Below are 16,672 nucleotides of genomic sequence, written 5' to 3'. Positions count from 1 at the left end.
CTTCAGCCGGCAGACCAGCGCCGCAGGAGATTCGAGATCACCTTGTCCAGCACGAGGTGTTCCGGGTCGTCCGCTGCCAGTTTCAAGGCCAGCGATGCGCGCAGGTTTTCCAGTTCGAACAGCGCCTCGCGCGCCTGCGGATCACGCACGGCACTTTCGATCCAGCCGATGCAGGCCAGCCGTTCGCCGCGCGTCACCGGCCTCACTTCGTGAATGTCACCTGACGGGTAGAGTACCAGGTCGCCCGCAGCTGGCTTGGCCGCATGCAGGCCGCCCTGCGACTCGACCACCAGCTCGCCGCCATCATAGCTGTCTGGCGCGCTGAGGAAGAGGGTGAAGGACATGTCCGTGCGCACGCGGTCCTCGCCTGAACCGACCCGCGCATTGTCGACGTGACGTCCATAGAACCCGCCATCTGCGGTCCGGCTCAGCATCAGGCGCGAGAAAAGGCGCGGCTGGGCGGCGCTGGAGAGAACCGGATGGGACGTGACCGCCTGCATCAGGAATGCGTGCAACGCCTCGCCTTGAACGGATCTCAGGTCGGCCTGCAGGTTGCGTTTCACCGCTTTGGCCCGGCCTCCGGCCGTACGTGTCCCGTCGACCCAGTTCAGGATTTCGGCTTTTTTCTGCACGCGGGCCAGGTCGCGCACACTCAGGACATTGGCGATCGTGAGGAACATGAACTGTAAAAACTCCGAAATCTTATTGCGAATGACTTGCAGTTGCCAGCCTATCGGGCGTAGGTTCGGGGCGCAATCGAAACTCCCGGAGATGCGACAATGACATATACGCCCAAACGCTGGATCGGTCTTGGCCTCGGCGCTGCCTTGCTCGGTACGACTGGGCTCGTGGCTTGCGGCGGACCCGGCGGCGACGCCGCCAGGCCGGACGCCCCGGTGGCGACCGTCGCGGCGCCTCCGGCATCCTCGGCCGGCGAAGGCGGTGAAGGGGGCGGCGAATCCGGCGCGATGGCCGGTCATGCCGACATGCAGACCCTCCCCGTCGACAAGCGTATCGCCTTCATGTCCGGCCATGTCGCGGCAGGCCTCGCACTCTACCGTGCGGGTGCCCCAGACCAGGCTGCGCGCCACTTGCTGCACCCCGTGTCGGAAACCCACGCTGCCGAACGCGCCGGCATTGACGCGCTCGGCTTCGATGGTCCGCTATTCGTCAAGCTTTCCGAAGATCTCGCCGCCGGCAAATCCGCTGAAGAGGTCGAACCTGAACTCGCCGCCGCAGACGCCAACATCAAGCTGCTGCAGGAAAACGCCAATGGCGATCCGATCGGCCAGATCGATTTCCTGATGGATACCTGTATCGACGAGTACAAGATTGGCGTCGTGAATGGCGTCATCGACAATGCCGGGGAATACCAGGACGCCTATGGTTTCTCGGTTGTCGCCCGCGACATTGCCAAACGTCTCGGCACGCCGGAATCAGAGCCTCTGCTCATGGAACTCGAACTGCTGGTTCGTATGTGGCCATCCAATGGCCCGCTTGCCGACAGCATTCCCGCGCCGGTCAGCGAGATTGCCGCGCAGGTCTCCCGTGTGAAACTGGAACTATCCGAGCTTCGCTAGGATCGCATCGATAAAGCCCACGGCTTCAAGCGACGACCAGTCGGCGTCACCCGCCAGCCGGGCAATTTCCTTGCCGTCCGGCCCGTAAAGGATGCTGGTGGGAAAGCCTGTGACCCCCGCACCATACACGATCTCGTAGTTTTCCGGCGGCGCGATATGGAACGAAATATTGGCCGCACCAAGCTCGCCGAGCCGTTTGACGGCATAGTCCGTGTCCTCGCTGCCATCGACGCTGATCGCCACCACTTCGAACCGGTCGCCGCCGCGCGCTTTCTGCAAGGCGCCCAGCGACGGCATTTCGCGCTCGCACGGTGCGCACCATGTCGCCCAGAAATTCACCAGCACGGTCTTGCCCTTCCAGGCCGCCAGCGTCACTGGCGTGCCGTCGGCGGCGAACAGGTTGTCGGTGGGTTGCGCCTCGCCAGCGCTTGCGAAACTCAGCTTCGCCATGTCGCCCGTGGCGTAACGTTCGAGGGGATTGGACGGCACCTTTCCGCCCGCTGCGCTGATCAGCACATAGACAATTGCGACAAGGGCGACCAAGAAGAGGCCGATAAAAGCTAGGCGGGTCATCGGATACGGTCTCCTGCGTCGGATAAAGGATATGGCAATGAACCAGGGCAAAGGCCAGACAATGTGGGGAGGACGCTTTGCCGCGACCCCATCCGAGATCATGGACGAGATCAATTGCTCGCTGGATATTGACCGGCGCATGGCCGAGGAAGATATCGCCGGAAGCCGCGCCCATGCTGACATGCTGGCCGAAATGGGCATCATTTCCCAGGACGATAACGAGGCGATCCAGTCCGGACTCGACGGCGTTCTGGGCGAACTGCGCGATGGCAGTTTTCCGTACCGTCGCGAGCTTGAAGACATTCACATGAATGTCGAGGCCCGCCTGAAGGAACTGATCGGGGCACCCGCAGGCCGCCTGCACACCGCCCGGTCGCGCAACGACCAGGTCGTCACCGACTTCCGGCTCTGGACCCGCAGCGCGCTCGACGGGGCAGGGGCGCTGATCGCCGGCCTGCAAGGCGCGCTCGTCAGGCGCGCGGACGAGCACGCCGGCACCATCATGCCGGGCTTCACCCACCTCCAGACCGCGCAGCCCGTCACCCTCGGCCACCACCTGCTCGCCTATGTCGAAATGACGTCGCGCGACCGCTCGCGTCTTGCCGATTGCGCCGTGCGCCTGAATGAAAGCCCGCTCGGCGCCGCCGCGCTCGCGGGCACCGGCTTCCCGATCGACCGCGACATGACCGCCGAAGCCCTTGGTTTTGCCCGGCCCATGGCGAACTCGCTCGACGCCGTCGCGTCGCGCGACTTTGCTCTTGAAGCCCTCGCCGATCTCTCGATTGCCGCGACGCATCTCTCGCGCCTCGCCGAGGAAATCGTGCTGTGGACCAGTCCGCAATTCGGTTTCGCCAGTCTCACCGATGCCTGGTCGACCGGCAGTTCGATCATGCCTCAGAAGCGCAATCCGGATGCCGCCGAACTGGTGCGCGCCAAGGCCGCGCTGATCACGGCGAATTTCAGCGCCCTGCAAGGCGCCATCAAGGCGCTGCCGCTCGCCTATGCCAAGGACCTGCAGGACGACAAGCGCCTCACGTTCGAGGCCTTCGACACGTTCAATCTCTGTGTTCGCGCCATGACCGGCATGATCGAGACGATCCGGTTCAAGCCGGACGCCATGCGGGCCGCCGCCGCGAAGGGCTTTTCCACGGCGACGGACCTTGCCGACTGGCTCGTGCGCGAACTCGGCCTGCCGTTCCGCGATGCACACCATATTACCGGCACGCTCGTCGCCAAGGCCGAAGAGAAGGCCTGTGATCTTGCCGAATTGTCACTGGCCGATATGCAGTCTGTCCACAAGGATATCACCCAGGCGGTGTTTGATGTGCTGACGGTTGAGGCATCTGCCTCATCCCGGACATCTTATGGGGCCACAAGCCCTGTTCGCGTTGCCGAACAAGTGGCACAGTGGAAACAGAGACTGCGACTGGAGTAACCCGATGAAACGTCCCCTTTTGCTCGCTGCGGCGCTGCTTGCCGCAGGCACCCTTTCGGCCTGTGGCCTGACCGGCGACCTGAAGCGCCCGGCGCCTCTTTGGGGCAATCCTGACGAGGCAATAGATCCGGCTGACTTGCCGGACGAAGCCAAATCCGACCTGCCGCCGCTGCCCGAACGCGAATCGACTGGAACCCAGGATGCCGACGACGAATTGCTCGGCGGCGCTGACGGAAACTGATCATGTGGAGGCCGTTCACGCGTTCTTGCCGGATCGCGGCAGGCTGCCTCGCGGGCGTGCTCCTGCTCGCCGCCTGCCAGTCGGGTCCCTACAGGGTCAAACGGCCCGCCTCGCCACTCGTGCCGCTTGCGGTGCCGGTGGTGCCTGAAGACCAGGACGGCGAGCGCATCAATCAATGGGGTGGCATCGTGCCGGATACCCTGCCAACCGTTCCCGTCGATGACGGCGGACTCGGCGAAGTGGAATAGTACGAACCCGCATGCATCATTTCAGCTATCTCAACGGCAGCCTCCATTGCGAAGGCGTCGACCTCGCGGCGATCGCCGATACGGTCGGCACGCCCTGCTATGTCTATTCCTCGGCCACGTTCACGCACCATGCCCGGGTCATCGCCAAGGCATTCGAGGGCCAGGACTGCCTGATCGCCTATTCGGTCAAGGCCAATGGCAACCTCGCTGTCCTGTCGACCCTGGCGCAGGAAGGCTGCGGCGCTGACGTGGTCAGCGGCGGCGAAATGCAGCGCGCCCTGAAGGCGGGCATTCCGGCCAACCGGATCGTGTTTTCCGGTGTCGGCAAGACCGCGCCCGAAATGGACCTCGCGCTGACCCACGGCATCCACCAGTTCAATGTCGAAAGCGCCGGTGAACTCCGCCTCCTCTCCGCTGTGGCCAGCGCGCTCGGCAAGACGGCGCCGATTGCCCTGCGCGTGAACCCGGATGTCGCTGCTGGCGGCCACCCGAATATCTCCACCGGCAAGAAGGGCGACAAGTTCGGTATTCCGTGGAGCGAAGCGGAAGCCCTTTATGCCGAAGCCGCGACCCTGCCGGGCATCGCCGTGGTCGGTGTCGACGTGCATATTGGCAGCCAGATCGGTGATCTCGTGCCGATGCGCGCCGCCTTCGAGAAGATTGTCGGCCTCGCCCAGCGCCTGCGCGCCTCCGGCCACACGATCAGCCGTATCGATGTCGGCGGCGGTCTCGGCATCCCCTACAAGGACGGAGACGCGCCTGCGCCGCCTTCGGCCTATGCCCGGATGATCGCCGAAGTCATGGACGGCCTCGGCGTCCAGGTCATCCTCGAGCCCGGCCGCGTGATCGCCGGCAATGCCGGGGTCATGCTGACCACCGCGCTGTATGAAAAACCGGCGCCGGATCGCACCTTCCTGATCCTCGATGCCGGCATGAACGACCTGATGCGCCCCGCGCTCTACGATGCCCACCATGACATCCTGCCGCTGGCCGAACCGGCCCCTGATGCCGCTCAGGCCACCTATGACGTGGTCGGCCCGATCTGCGAGTCGACCGACAAATTCGCCGTCGGGCGGCAATTGCCTGAAGTTGCGCCGGGTGACCGGCTCGCCTTCATGTCAGCCGGGGCCTATGGCGCAGTCCTGTCTTCGGCTTACAATGCCAGGCCGCTTGTGCCGGAAGTGCTGGTGCACGGCGAAAAGTTCGACATCGTGCGGAGGCGTCCGACCTTCGATGAAATGGTAGAGTTGGAGCAGGTACCCGATTGGCTGACCCGGACGGCATGAAGGCGATCCACGCCAAGGTTTCCGCAACATGGCGGAAACTGACGCTGTTTGCGCTTGGCCGCGCGTTCTGGCCGCTATTCGTCTTTGTCAGCCTGTTCCTCGCCATGGCGCTCGCCGGCGTGTTTGATCGGCTCCAGCCGGCCATCGGCGCCGTCATGACGCTGGTCTTCTTCCTCGGTGGCGCGCTCCTGCTCATCCGGGGACTGCGGCGCTACCAGCCGGTCAGCCGCACCGTCGCGCGCGATGCGCTCGACCGCCAGTCCGACCTGCGCCCGCTGACCTCCCTGACAGACCGCCCGGCCGACCCGTCCCGCGGCGCCCAGAGCCTGTGGCGCCACCATCGTGCCCGCCTGCTGGCCGAACTGTCCAACCTGCGCCCGCCCTCGCTGCGGGCCGCATGGAAGGCGCTCGACCCCTATCTCCTCCGCGCCATCCTGCCCGCCGCGCTGGCCGCTATCGCGATCATCGCCTGGAGCGATGCGCCCGGCCGCGTGCTGCGGGCCTTCTCGCCCGACTATGGCGCGCTGATGGGCGCCGACGACATGGTGGTCGAAGCCTGGATCACCCCGCCCGAGCATACGGGCCGCGCGCCGATCTTCCTGAAGCCCGGTCTTGACGGCGTGCGCGTGCCCAAGGGCTCGGAAGTCACCCTGCGCACGCAGGCCCATTCGGCCCCGCGCCTCGTCATGAAGGGGAACAAGACCCGTCATCAGGCCTTCCTCGCCACGCCGGACGGCGCCTATGAGGCCAAGGCGAAGGTGATGGAAGACACGCGTCTCTCGGTGCGCTGGTGGGGCGAACGCGCCGCATGGCGCCTGCTCGCCTCGCCGGATGATCCGCCAACCGTCAAATTCGTCGCGATCCCGTCGATCGGCACGCAGGACCGGATCGAGTTCACCTGGGGCGCCACCGACGATTATGGCGTGACCCGGCTCGAACTCGCCATTTCGCTGCGCGAACCGAACCCCGCCGCGCCGGACGCCGAGGATCGCGTGCCCGTGCCGCTGCCCGGCGTATCGCCGACGCAAGGGTCCGATACGGTCCAGCTCGACCTGACCCGCCACCGCTGGGCCGGCCTGCCGGTCAATGTCCGCCTGATCGCCACCGATGGCGCCGGACAGGAGGGCGCCAGCGAGACCGTTCCCTTCATCCTGCCGGAAAAACTCTTCCTCGAACCCATCGCGCGGGTGGCGCAGGAAGTCCGCGTCACCGTTCTGCGCGAGCCCGGCGCCTATGCCGCGCTCCCGAAGAATGAACAGGCCCTGCAGCAGGACGCCCTCAACACCAATGCCGCCAACCGTCTCGCCGCCGCCCCGGCGGGTGTCCAGAAGGCCGCCCTGATGCTGGACGCGGTCACCCTGCAGGGCGAGCGCTACATGCCGAACATCGCGGCTTACCTGACCTTCCGCACGGCGCAGGGCGTCCTGTCTGCCGCCAGTACCAAGCAAGAGGCCGACGCGATTGATCCGCTGCTCTGGGCGCTCGCGCTGAAATCGGAATATGGCAGTTCCGCCGATGCGCTGCGCCGTCTCGAAGCGGCGCGCCGGGCGCTCGAACAGGCGCTGCGCGACGGCGCTTCGGAAGATGAGATCAAGCGCCGCATGGCAGCCTTCCGCGACGCAGCCAACAATTATCTCGCCGCCAAGATGGCCGAGGCCATGGCCAATGGCGGAGAGGCGCCGCCCTCCAATGAAGACGGGCAGGCCTCCGCCAGCGGGCCGAATCTCGGCGGGCAGGATTTCGAGGACATGCTGCAGGCCTTGCAGGACCTCACCGAGACCGGCGCCAGCGACCAGGCCCGCCAGCTGCTCTCCGACATCACCAACATGCTGCAGAACCTCGAATTCCAGCAGGGCGGCGGCGCCGGCAAGGGCATGCCCGGCATGCCGGGAGAGAAAGCCGAGAACGAGGACGACCTGCCGCCGGAAGAACAGGAACTCACCGATGCGATGAAACGCCTGTCGGATATCCTGCGCGAACAGCGCCAGCTGAACGATGACACGCTGGCCCAGGAACGCGGCGAACGTCCCGGCGAACAACCGGGTGAAGGCACCGACCCCGGAGAGCAGGCCGGCACACAGCCGGGCCAGCAGCCGGGCGAACAATCCGGCGGTGACGACCCGACCGGCAACCAGCAGGCCGGAAACGGCTCGCAGGCAGGCGAGACACAAGGCTCAGGTTCAGGTGAAACCGATTCCGCTGAAAACGGCGAAACAGGTTCCGGCCCCGGCCAGCGCCCGTCCGAACAGACGCTCGCCGAGCGCCAGGCCCGCCTCGGCGAACTGGTCGAAAAGCTCGCCCGCGAGAAAGGCCTCGGCCAAGGCGGCGAGTCCGGTGAGAACGCGCTCGAAGGACGTATCGATCCGGATGCGCTGGAGGATATCCGCCGCGCCCAGCGCCGCGCCGAGGATGCACTGGCACAGGGCAATGAACGCCGCGCCGCCCGCAACCAGGAACTCGCCACCCAACTCCTGTCAGAACAGTCCAGCAGTCTCGCCAAGGCGCTCGACGACGTCCGCGCCGTCCGCACCGGCGAAGGCGATCCCGGCAATGCGACCGATCCGCTGGGCCGCAATGCGTCGGGCGGCGGCAATAATGGCGAGAACGTCAACATCCCCGACGCCGGCGAACGCCAGCGCGCCAAGGACATTCTCGACGAACTGCGCCGCCGCTACAATGACGCCGAAGACGAGGAAGAGCGCGAATACCTGCGCCGCCTGCTCGAACGCTTCTAACTTGAACTATCACCCGTTCCCTGCCTTGATGGGGAAAACGGGAGACGCCCATGCACAGGATTACCCCAGCCTCCGAGGAGGCCTTGGCATCGGTTGCGCCGATATTGTCGATGGCCGAAGCCGCCATGGGCTTTGTCCCGAATTCGATGAAAGTGATGGCCCGCCAACCTGCCTTGCTGCAGGGCTTCGCGGCGCTTGCCGGGGCCATCATGGGGCCGGCCAGTTCCATTCCGCGCGACCTCGTCCAGATGATCGCCAACGTGACGAGCCAGGCCTCCGGCTGTCGCTACTGCCAGGCCCACACGGCGCATGGCGCCGAGCGCCAGATGGTGCCCGAGGACAAGATCGCGGCGCTCTGGGACTATGAAACCAGCGACCTGTTCACGCCTGCCGAACGGGCGGCGCTGTCCCTCGCACAGGCCGCCGGAAGTGTGCCGAACGAAACCACGGATGCGCATTTTGATGCGCTGAAACAGCATTTCAACCAGGACGAAATTATCGGCATCGTCGGTGTGATTGCGCTGTTCGGCTTCCTCAACCGCTGGAACGACACGCTGGCAACCACGCTCGAAGACGGCCCGCTTGATTTTGCGCTGTCGCATCTCACCGCGAAGGGATGGGAGATTGGCAATCATGGCTGAGCGCTGGAATTATAGTCACGGCCTGAAAGACATCGGCAATGGCCTCTATGCCTGGCTTCAACCGGATGGTGGCTGGGGTTGGTCGAATGCGGGCCTGATCACCGATGGCGACCAGTCGCTGCTGGTCGACACATTGTTCGACATGAAGCTGACCGCCGACATGCTGAAAGCCATGGGCGACGCCACCGGCCTCGCGCCGGACGATATCGGCGTGATCGTCAACACGCATGCCAATGGCGACCATACGCACGGCAATGGCTGTTGCCAGCATGCCGAGATCATCGCGTCCGAGGCCAGCGCACGCGAGATGGAAGACGTGAACCCGGCCCTGCTCGCGCAATTGCTGAAAATGGCACCCGAGATGGGCGCAGCCGGGGCCTATTTCTCCGAGATTTTCGGCATGTTCGATTTTGCCGGGGTCGAAGAGCGCGCGCCCACACGCACCTTTTCCGGCCAACTCGACCTCAAGGTCGGCGACAAGGCGGTGGAACTGATCGAGGTCGGCCCCGCGCATACGGCGGGCGACATTCTCGTGCATGTGCCGTCAGATCGCGCCGTGTTCACCGGCGACATCCTGTTCATTGATGGAACGCCGCTGATGTGGGCTGGTCCCGTCGCCAACTGGATCCGCGCCTGTGACAAGATTTGCGACATGGATGTCGATGTCATCGTTCCGGGTCATGGTCCGATCACGGACAAGGCGGGCGTGGGCCGCGTCGCGGATTATCTCAACTATATCGATGCCGAGGCCCGCAAGCGATTCGATGCCGGGATGGAAGTGCGCGAAGCCGCCCTGGATATCGCGCTGGGGGACTATGCCAATTGGGGCGACGCTGAACGTATCGCCGTCAATGTCGATTCTCTCTACCGGGAATATCGCGGCGACGGTGTGGTCACCCCCGTCCTCGGCCTCTTCGCCCTGATGGCCGACACGCGCGAAGCGATGCGGAAGTAGGGCTATGATCGCTTTTGGTCATTAGCCGAAATAGAGATTTCAGGCTCGCCAGCGACTGTTGGCCTCTTATTCCGGTTTCGCAAGCGACGCAGGCAATACGGTCGTCCGGAAGACATTGCTGGCTTTCCAGAACTCGCCAGCAGGGTCCCAAGCCTGGAACACAGCCACGACATCATGCTCCGGGAACACCATGATCCGCTGTCCCCCAAGTCCATATCCCGCAAAGCCGAGCGGGCGGCCTGTGTCATCCTCCGGTACCCACCATTGATAACCATAGCCAAAGGGCGAGGAATTATCCCCGGTCGCGGAAGACGGAACATTAGAGGCCACGGAACGACGCACCCAATCTTCCGAAATGACGCGCTGGCCGTCCCATTGCCCTTCTCTCAAGAAAAGGTAGCCGATCCGCGCCATGTCATAGGCTGAAAGGTAAAGACCGCCTTCGGTATCCGCTTCGCCATCTGGCGTTATTTTCCAATAAAACGCGTCAATGCCGATTGGGTCGAACAGCTTTTCTTTCGCCCATGTGTCAACGCGCTTGCCGGTCGCTTCGTGCAGGATTTTGCCGAGGAGTACGCTCGCGCCGTCATTATATTTGAAAACTGTGCCAGGCTCCGCATACATCGGCTGGTCAAGGATGAACTGAATCCACGTCTCGGAGTTTTCAAGTGCGTAAGTACTGTCGGTTTCCGATCCAAAACCACCCTCATCATCCCATGCGATGCCGGTTCGCATTGTCAGAAGGTCGTCAATCGTTATTCGTTCTTTGCGTGGGTCGGGTTTCTCGACTTCGTAAGCGTCAAAAAAGGGTAGTATTGGAGCCTTGGTTCCTTCGATATGTCCCTCGTCAATCGCAATACCCAAAGCTGCGGAATTAATGCTTTTCGTAACCGACTGAACCGTATGCAAATCCGTTCCCTGATAATAAGGATGCAAATCAGCATCATCGTAGTTGTAAAGTGGATTGCTGAATTTCGGCGTCAAAAGAGCATCTTCATCAAGGGTCTTGGCTAGCGCAGCGTAGTCGCGCTCGATCTTCTTCTCGGCGACGATGCGGCCGTGTCGAATGAGCAAAAAATGATCAACGCGGCCGTATTTTTCAGCGACGAGTTCTTCAATGAAACGATTGACGGGCTCCGGATCGAAACCTTCCGCCTCCAGGGTCGAATAGTCCCATTCTTCTTGCGGCCATGAAATATCTGAAACGTGCTCAGAAGCGCTGACGGACGTGACTGCTCCAGAATGGTGCGCGCCGCATCCGACCGTGAAAGCCGCCAAGGCACCCGCGGTCAATATACGTATGCTTTTAGAAGCGCTTTTCGAACGGCGTGTTGTCATTGTTTGTCCCCTTGTGTCCAAATCTTTGAAAGCGCCGTGCGGACCCACTCCCATCTATAGGTCGCGCGCTACATGCCCACCTACCTATTCGCCCCCGGCACCCATTTGATGTCGTCCTTGCCATTACTATTCGCCACGCGGCCAATCACGAACAGCCAGTCCGACAGGCGGTTGGCATAAGCCAGCGCCTCGGGGCTCACCACTTCGTCCTCCAGGCCGGAGAGTTCCGCGATCTGGCGCTCGGCCCGGCGGCAGAGGGTGCGGGCAACATGCAGTTGCGCGGCGAGCGGGCTGCCCCCCGGCAGGATGAAACTGTCCAGCGGCGCGATATTCACGTTCATCGCGTCAATCTCGGTCTCGAGCCGTTTGACCTGCGGCTCGACAATGCGCAGCGGTGTCCATTCCAGCTTGTCGCCCCGGTCGGGTGTCGCGAGGTCCGCGCCAAGATCGAACAGGTCGTTCTGCACCCGGCGCAGCGCGGCCAGCATGTCGCCATCGGCATGCAGCGCGGCGACGCCCAGCGCGGCGTTCACCTCGTCCACGGTGCCATAGGCGGCAACGCGCGGGTGCCACTTGTCGAGCGGCTCGCCGGTTGACAGGCGGGTTTTGCCCTTGTCGCCGGTCTTGGTGTAAATCTTGTCGAGCTTGACCATAAGCGGCCTCCTAGAATCCGATCTTGAATGCCCCGGCCAGCGCGCCGAGCGCCACCAGGATCGCGATCACGATGGCCTGCACGAAAATACGTAACCGCATCAGCTTGTTGGACCGGCTGGCCTGATTCTCGTCCGTCCGGGCGAGATTGGCGATGCCAAGGCCCAGAACGATGACGAGGACGGCGATGCCGACATAGAAGGCGATAGACAGGAAGAGTTGCATATGTGGCGCCTTTCCGGCTGTGTCAGCGGTCTATATGGACCCGGAAGCCCTAAACGGCCATGCGCAAAGGGTCGCGCCGCACCGCCTGTATCAGTGTCCGTCCTCGATCCGCGCGGCGAGGGCTTCGATGCGCTCGGCGGCTTTCGACAGCACGTCAGCCACTTTTTTCTCTGTCTCGGCAACGCCGGGAACGGCCTTTCGCGAGGCGTCCAGCTCGTCCAGCAGGGCCAGCGCTGCGATCAGCAGCAGGCGTTCCTCGCCAATATCGCCGACGGCCCCGGCAATCTGGTCCACGCGCGCGTTCAGCTGCTCCGACAGTTTCTGGATACGGGTCTCCTGCCCGGGCGCGCAGGCGACGGAATAGGCCCGGCCGCGCAATGTAATGTCCGCTTTCGCCATCTATTCCGGCTCTTCCTGTACGTGTCCGCCATCCTTGCCGAGGGCCGCGCGGACCTCTTCGATGGCGGCGCCAAGCGCCTCGCTCGCCTCGTCGGCCAGGGCCTGCAATTCCTCCTCGCGAGCGAGTGACCCATCCAGCTCTTCCGCCATGCGGGCGCGGTCTTCAGCCAGTGCGGCCAGTTCCGCGCGCATCACTGCCGGGTCGCCGGTTCGCGACATGAGCGAGTCGAGCGCACCCTCGAGGCGCGTCAGGGCCGCATCAAGACGGCGGGCAGATGGATCAAGGTCGGTCATATCATCAATGAACTAACGGCATTGCGGCCATCCGCCAAGCGGCTTGACGTTGTCGCGGGAGTCTGGCCTACGACGTTTGAAGACTTTTGGAGATAGCAGAATGGCTGTGACGAACCGGGATATGGCGAATGCCATACGCGCCCTGTCGATGGATGCGGTAGAGGCGGCCAAGTCTGGCCATGTCGGATTGCCGCTTGGCATGGCCGATGCGGCCACAGTCCTGTTCCGCAAATTCCTGAAATATGACCCCACCGATCCGACCTGGGCCGATCGCGACCGTTTCGTCCTGTCTGCCGGACACGGCTCGATGCTGGTCTATTCGCTGCTCCATCTCACGGGTTACAAATCTGTCAGCCGCGACGATATCCGCAATTTCCGCCAGCTCGGCGCCTCCACGCCCGGCCACCCGGAGAATTTCCACACGGTCGGCGTTGAAACCACGACCGGCCCGCTCGGCCAGGGCATCGCCACCGCTGTTGGCATGGCGATCGCTGAACGCCACCTCAATGCCCGCTTCGGTGACGACCTTGTCGACCACAAGACCTATGTCATCGCAGGCGATGGCTGCCTCATGGAAGGCATCAGCCAGGAAGCCATTACGCTCGCTGGCCACCTTGAGCTGAACCGCCTGATCGTCCTCTTCGACGACAATGCCGTCACCATCGATGGCAGCATTGGCCTGTCGGACAATACCGACCAGTGCGCCCGCTTCCAGGCCTCCGGCTGGGTCACCCGCAAGGTTGATGGCCATGACGAGAAAGACGTCACCGCCGCGCTGAAATGGGCCCAGACCCAGAAGAAGCCCGTCTTCCTCGCCGTCAAAACCATTATCGGCTTCGGCGCGCCCAAGCTCGCCGGCACCGGCAAGGCGCATGGCGGCCCCTATGGTCCCGACGAGATTGCCGGCATCCGCAAGAATATCGACTGGCCTCACGCGCCGTTCGAAGTGCCCGCCGCCATCGAAACCGCCTGGGCGAAAGCCGGCGCGCGCGGCAAGCCGGAGCGCGACGCCTGGAAGAAACGCCTCACGGCCTCCCCGAAAAAGGCTGAGTTCAACGTCGCCATCGCCGGCCGCCTGCCGAAGAATCTCGGCAAGGCGCTGATCAAGCACAAGAAGGCCGTTGCCGAAGGCGGCGAGACCAAGGCCACCCGCCAGTGGAGCGGCGCCGCGCTCGAAGTCATCACCGGCCTCGTGCCAGAAATGGTCGGCGGCTCGGCGGACCTCACCGGTTCGAACAATACACAGACCTCGCACACCACGGTCCTCACCCCCGACACATGGGGCGGTCGCTACATCCATTACGGCGTGCGCGAGCATGCCATGGCCGCCGCGATGAACGGCATGGCCCTGCATGGCGGCGTGATTCCCTATTCGGGCACCTTCCTCGTATTCGCCGATTACAGCCGCGCCGCCATCCGCCTCGGCGCCCTGATGGGCACGCGCGTCATTCACGTGATGACCCATGATTCCATCGGCCTCGGCGAAGACGGCCCGACTCACCAGCCGGTCGAACAGGTCGCCAGCCTGCGCGCCATGCCGAACATGCATGTCTTCCGCCCGGCCGACGGTGTCGAAACCGCTGAATGCTGGGAACTCGCGCTCGAGAATGAGACAGGCCCCGCCACGATGGCGCTCACCCGCCAGGGCCTGAAGCCTGCCCGCACCACGCACACGGACGAAAACCTTTCGGCCAAGGGCGGCTATGTCCTGTCAGACTGCAAGGGCAAGGCGCAGGCGGTCATCATCGCCACCGGTTCGGAAGTCGAAATCGCCCTCGCCGCGCAGGACCAGCTCGCCAAGGACGGCGTGAAGGTCCGCGTCGTCTCGATGCCCTGCATGGAACTGTTCGAAGCGCAGGACGCGAAATACCAGCAGGCCACCCTCGGCGGCGACGTACCCCGCGTGGCGGTCGAAGCCGGTGTCCGCTTCGGCTGGGACCGCTGGATCGGCCATGATGGCGGCTTTGTCGGCATGCACGGCTTCGGTGCCAGCGCGCCGTACAAGGAACTCTACAAGCATTTCGGCATCACCGCCGAAGCGGTAGCCGAGGCCGTCAAGACGCGGGTCTAGGCGCCCGCGTTCAGAGCGGTCGCCGTAACCGATCCACGGCAATCGCCTCGCCGGGCCGCCTATGTCCGGCCAAAAGGCGCTCGGTCAGTCGCTGGTAGTGCAGGATGAAACGGGCCACCCAGTCGCGTCGGGCATCGTCCAGCGTGCCGGGCGCGAGGCCCCGCGTGGTTTCTTCCTGTTCGATCCGCCAGTCATGCACCGCCGCAAAACCGGGCGCATCGAGATAGAGAAACGCATCGGCCATGTCCCAGAGGCGGGCATACGGCCCGGCCAGCCCGGCCTCCTGGTACGCCCGCCATATGCCGTCCGGATCTTCCGCCTCCACCGCGTTGAGCGGCGGGGCCTCTGCCGCTGCCGGGTCTGCCGCCACGCCCAATAACCAGCCTTCCACGAAGATCACGCGCGGCGCGCCCCGCACCACGGCCCAGTCGTCCGGCGCCCGCCTGTCATCAGCCGCCTTGTCAAAGACCGGCACGCGAACGCTCTCATCCGGCCCGGCCGCCATCAGGCGCGCCAGCGTCTCCCTCAGCAGCGCCACATCATGCGTGCCCGGCGGCCCGCGTGTAGCGAACAGCGGGTGCACGTCGCGGGCAAGCGCCTGCCGCTCGGCGCGTGTCAGGTAAAAGTCATCCAGTGCCAGCGCCACCGATCCCGGAATCGCCGCCGTCAGCGTCGCCATCGCGGTCGACTTGCCGACGCCCTGCGGCCCGGCAATGAAGATGATCCGCGCGCCTGCGTCGACGGCCTCAGTGGCAAGCGCCAGCAAGCGGCCCGCCAGCGCCGTCACGCCTTCGCGTCCTTCTTCGTCCCCCGGACGCTCAGGAAGCTCAGCGTCCACAGGCAGACCGACATGCACAGCGCCAGGATCGCATTGCCATGCCACCCGGCCAGGTCATAGGCCGTCGTCCCGGCCCAGCTCGCCGCCCCGCCACCGATGAACATCATCACGATGTAAACGGTCATCAGGCGCGTGCGGATCTCGGGCGCCTTGCTCAGGAAGGTCATGCGGTTGCTGATATCGATCAGCGGCCCGCCGATATTCATGATCACGATCGGGATCATCAACAACCACAGGCTGTTTCCGAAAAAGAACAATAGCGACACGCCGAACAATTGCGTCGAGGCCACGGCCAGCCGTGCCCGGCGCGGGCCCACCTTGTCGGCCCAGGCGCCAAGCCGCGGCGTGGTGAACAGGTTAAAGACCGCAAACAGCGCCAGGTAGCCGACCACGTCGACGCCATAGCCCATTTCCGGGCTGGTCAGGTGGAGGCCGAGGCCCATCCAGACCGACAGGAAAATGCCGAAGCCGAGCGCCTGGATCGTGCCCGACAGCAGGATTTCCGGATGCTGGCGCACGATCGGCACAATCGACGCGATCAGTCCGAAATAGCTCTGGCCCGGCGCGGCCACGGTGCGGGAATCGCGCTTCTCCATGATCAGGGGCAGCACCACGCTCACCGCCAGCATCAGTGCTGCGGCGACGAAATACACGCTGCGCCAGCCGAAATACTGCCCCATCACGCCGGCGCCCGCACGCGCCAGCAATATGCCGGCAATGATGCCCGTGGTGATGATCGCCGTCGCCTTGCCAAGGTCGCCCGGCGCCACGCGTTTCGACACATAGGTCGGCAACAAATAGGGCGCGATGGTGAAGAAGCCGAGCACGGTCGAACCCATCACGAACAGCCAGTAATCCTGCGCGAACGCCATCACCGCCACCGACACGAACTGCGCCGCGACAAAGATCGATGTCAGCCGCCGGTTGCTCACCCAGTCGCCCAGCGGCAGCAGCAGCAATATGCCCAGCGCCAGCGCGATCTGGTTGAAGGCCGGCACCACGCCGATCATCGCATGGCTGATGCCGAAATCATCGGCCACGAGCGAGATGATCGGGTGGATATAATAGGCATTCGCCGTCACCACGGCGGTCGCGGCCGACAGCACGTAAAGCTCTGGATTGGACAAATGTTTCGGTGTCGGGGCGGCCTGTATCGGGATGG

The 16,672-nt window shown here is 64.1% G+C and carries 18 protein-coding genes; 9 read left to right on the top strand and 9 right to left on the bottom strand.

What is annotated here, in order from left to right:
* Positions 1-2: 2 nt before the first annotated feature.
* Positions 3-680, bottom strand: a complete 678-nt coding sequence (locus AADA04_RS11195; RefSeq protein ID WP_340693352.1) for a Fe2+-dependent dioxygenase — start codon at positions 678-680, stop codon at positions 3-5.
* Positions 681-779: 99 nt separating this feature from the next.
* On the opposite strand from AADA04_RS11195, the gene AADA04_RS11190 reads away from it, so the two are divergent.
* Positions 780-1,580: a hypothetical protein gene (locus AADA04_RS11190; RefSeq protein ID WP_340693351.1), complete on the top strand. Its 801-nt coding sequence runs from the start codon at positions 780-782 to the stop codon at positions 1,578-1,580.
* Here the strand turns inward: AADA04_RS11190 and AADA04_RS11185 are convergent.
* Complete coding sequence (locus tag AADA04_RS11185; protein WP_340693350.1) at positions 1,563-2,153, bottom strand: TlpA disulfide reductase family protein; 591 nt, start codon at positions 2,151-2,153, stop codon at positions 1,563-1,565. The genes AADA04_RS11190 and AADA04_RS11185 overlap by 18 nt on opposite strands.
* A gap of 37 nt (positions 2,154-2,190) precedes the next feature.
* Between AADA04_RS11185 and argH the strand changes: the two genes are divergently transcribed.
* From argH to AADA04_RS11150, 7 genes are read left to right on the top strand one after another with little or no spacing between them, the layout of a single operon-like run.
* Positions 2,191-3,588: an argininosuccinate lyase gene (gene argH / locus AADA04_RS11180; protein WP_340693349.1), complete on the top strand. Its 1,398-nt coding sequence runs from the start codon at positions 2,191-2,193 to the stop codon at positions 3,586-3,588.
* Positions 3,589-3,592: 4 nt separating this feature from the next.
* On the top strand, positions 3,593-3,829 hold the full coding sequence (locus tag AADA04_RS11175; protein WP_340693348.1) for a hypothetical protein: 237 nt from the start codon (positions 3,593-3,595) through the stop codon (positions 3,827-3,829).
* A 2-nt stretch (positions 3,830-3,831) separates the two neighbouring features.
* Positions 3,832-4,077 carry a hypothetical protein gene (locus tag AADA04_RS11170; RefSeq protein WP_340693347.1) on the top strand — a complete coding sequence of 82 codons (246 nt, stop codon included), beginning with the start codon at positions 3,832-3,834 and terminating at the stop codon, positions 4,075-4,077.
* An 11-nt stretch (positions 4,078-4,088) separates the two neighbouring features.
* Positions 4,089-5,363, top strand: coding sequence for a diaminopimelate decarboxylase (gene lysA / locus AADA04_RS11165; RefSeq protein WP_340693346.1), 1,275 nt, complete (start codon positions 4,089-4,091; stop codon positions 5,361-5,363).
* The gene (locus tag AADA04_RS11160) at positions 5,342-8,098 is read left to right on the top strand and encodes a DUF4175 family protein (protein WP_340693345.1); all 2,757 of its coding nucleotides are present in this window, start codon (positions 5,342-5,344) and stop codon (positions 8,096-8,098) included. The genes lysA and AADA04_RS11160 overlap by 22 nt, the downstream gene beginning before the upstream one ends.
* A gap of 50 nt (positions 8,099-8,148) precedes the next feature.
* A complete protein-coding gene (locus AADA04_RS11155) occupies positions 8,149-8,739 on the top strand; it encodes a carboxymuconolactone decarboxylase family protein (RefSeq protein ID WP_340693344.1) in 591 nt (196 codons plus the stop codon).
* Positions 8,732-9,694, top strand: a complete 963-nt coding sequence (locus tag AADA04_RS11150) for an MBL fold metallo-hydrolase (RefSeq protein WP_340693343.1) — start codon at positions 8,732-8,734, stop codon at positions 9,692-9,694. The genes AADA04_RS11155 and AADA04_RS11150 overlap by 8 nt, the downstream gene beginning before the upstream one ends.
* A 66-nt stretch (positions 9,695-9,760) precedes the next feature.
* Here the strand turns inward: AADA04_RS11150 and AADA04_RS11145 are convergent, their stop codons facing one another.
* The 5 genes from AADA04_RS11145 to AADA04_RS11125 all read right to left on the bottom strand — a co-directional run bounded on the left by AADA04_RS11145 (position 9,761) and on the right by AADA04_RS11125 (position 12,601).
* Complete coding sequence (locus AADA04_RS11145; protein ID WP_340693342.1) at positions 9,761-11,032, bottom strand: serine hydrolase; 1,272 nt, start codon at positions 11,030-11,032, stop codon at positions 9,761-9,763.
* Positions 11,033-11,112: 80 nt separating this feature from the next.
* Positions 11,113-11,685 (bottom strand): cob(I)yrinic acid a,c-diamide adenosyltransferase, encoded by a 573-nt coding sequence (locus tag AADA04_RS11140; protein ID WP_340693341.1) that lies wholly within the window; start codon positions 11,683-11,685, stop codon positions 11,113-11,115.
* 10 nt (positions 11,686-11,695) lie between these two features.
* Positions 11,696-11,908 carry an HIG1 domain-containing protein gene (locus AADA04_RS11135; protein ID WP_340693340.1) on the bottom strand — a complete coding sequence of 71 codons (213 nt, stop codon included), beginning with the start codon at positions 11,906-11,908 and terminating at the stop codon, positions 11,696-11,698.
* Positions 11,909-11,998: 90 nt separating this feature from the next.
* A complete protein-coding gene (locus AADA04_RS11130) occupies positions 11,999-12,307 on the bottom strand; it encodes a cell division protein ZapA (RefSeq protein WP_340693339.1) in 309 nt (102 codons plus the stop codon).
* Positions 12,308-12,601 carry a DUF4164 family protein gene (locus tag AADA04_RS11125; RefSeq protein WP_340693338.1) on the bottom strand — a complete coding sequence of 98 codons (294 nt, stop codon included), beginning with the start codon at positions 12,599-12,601 and terminating at the stop codon, positions 12,308-12,310.
* Between the two features lie 100 nt (positions 12,602-12,701).
* Here AADA04_RS11125 and tkt point away from each other — a divergent pair, with 100 nt between their 5' ends.
* The gene (tkt, locus tag AADA04_RS11120; protein WP_340693337.1) at positions 12,702-14,672 is read left to right on the top strand and encodes a transketolase; all 1,971 of its coding nucleotides are present in this window, start codon (positions 12,702-12,704) and stop codon (positions 14,670-14,672) included.
* Positions 14,673-14,682: 10 nt separating this feature from the next.
* Here tkt and AADA04_RS11115 read toward each other — a convergent pair whose 3' ends face one another.
* Positions 14,683-15,459 (bottom strand): hypothetical protein, encoded by a 777-nt coding sequence (locus AADA04_RS11115; RefSeq protein ID WP_340693336.1) that lies wholly within the window; start codon positions 15,457-15,459, stop codon positions 14,683-14,685.
* On the bottom strand, positions 15,456-16,672 hold a 1,217-nt coding region (locus tag AADA04_RS11110), incomplete at its 5' end, for an MFS transporter (protein WP_340693335.1). The genes AADA04_RS11115 and AADA04_RS11110, both read right to left, overlap by 4 nt.

The sequence above is a fragment of the Hyphomonas sp. genome, from assembly GCF_037969335.1.
Lineage (GTDB): Bacteria > Pseudomonadota > Alphaproteobacteria > Caulobacterales > Hyphomonadaceae > Hyphomonas.
This window is presented reverse-complemented; position numbering and strand designations above follow the sequence as displayed.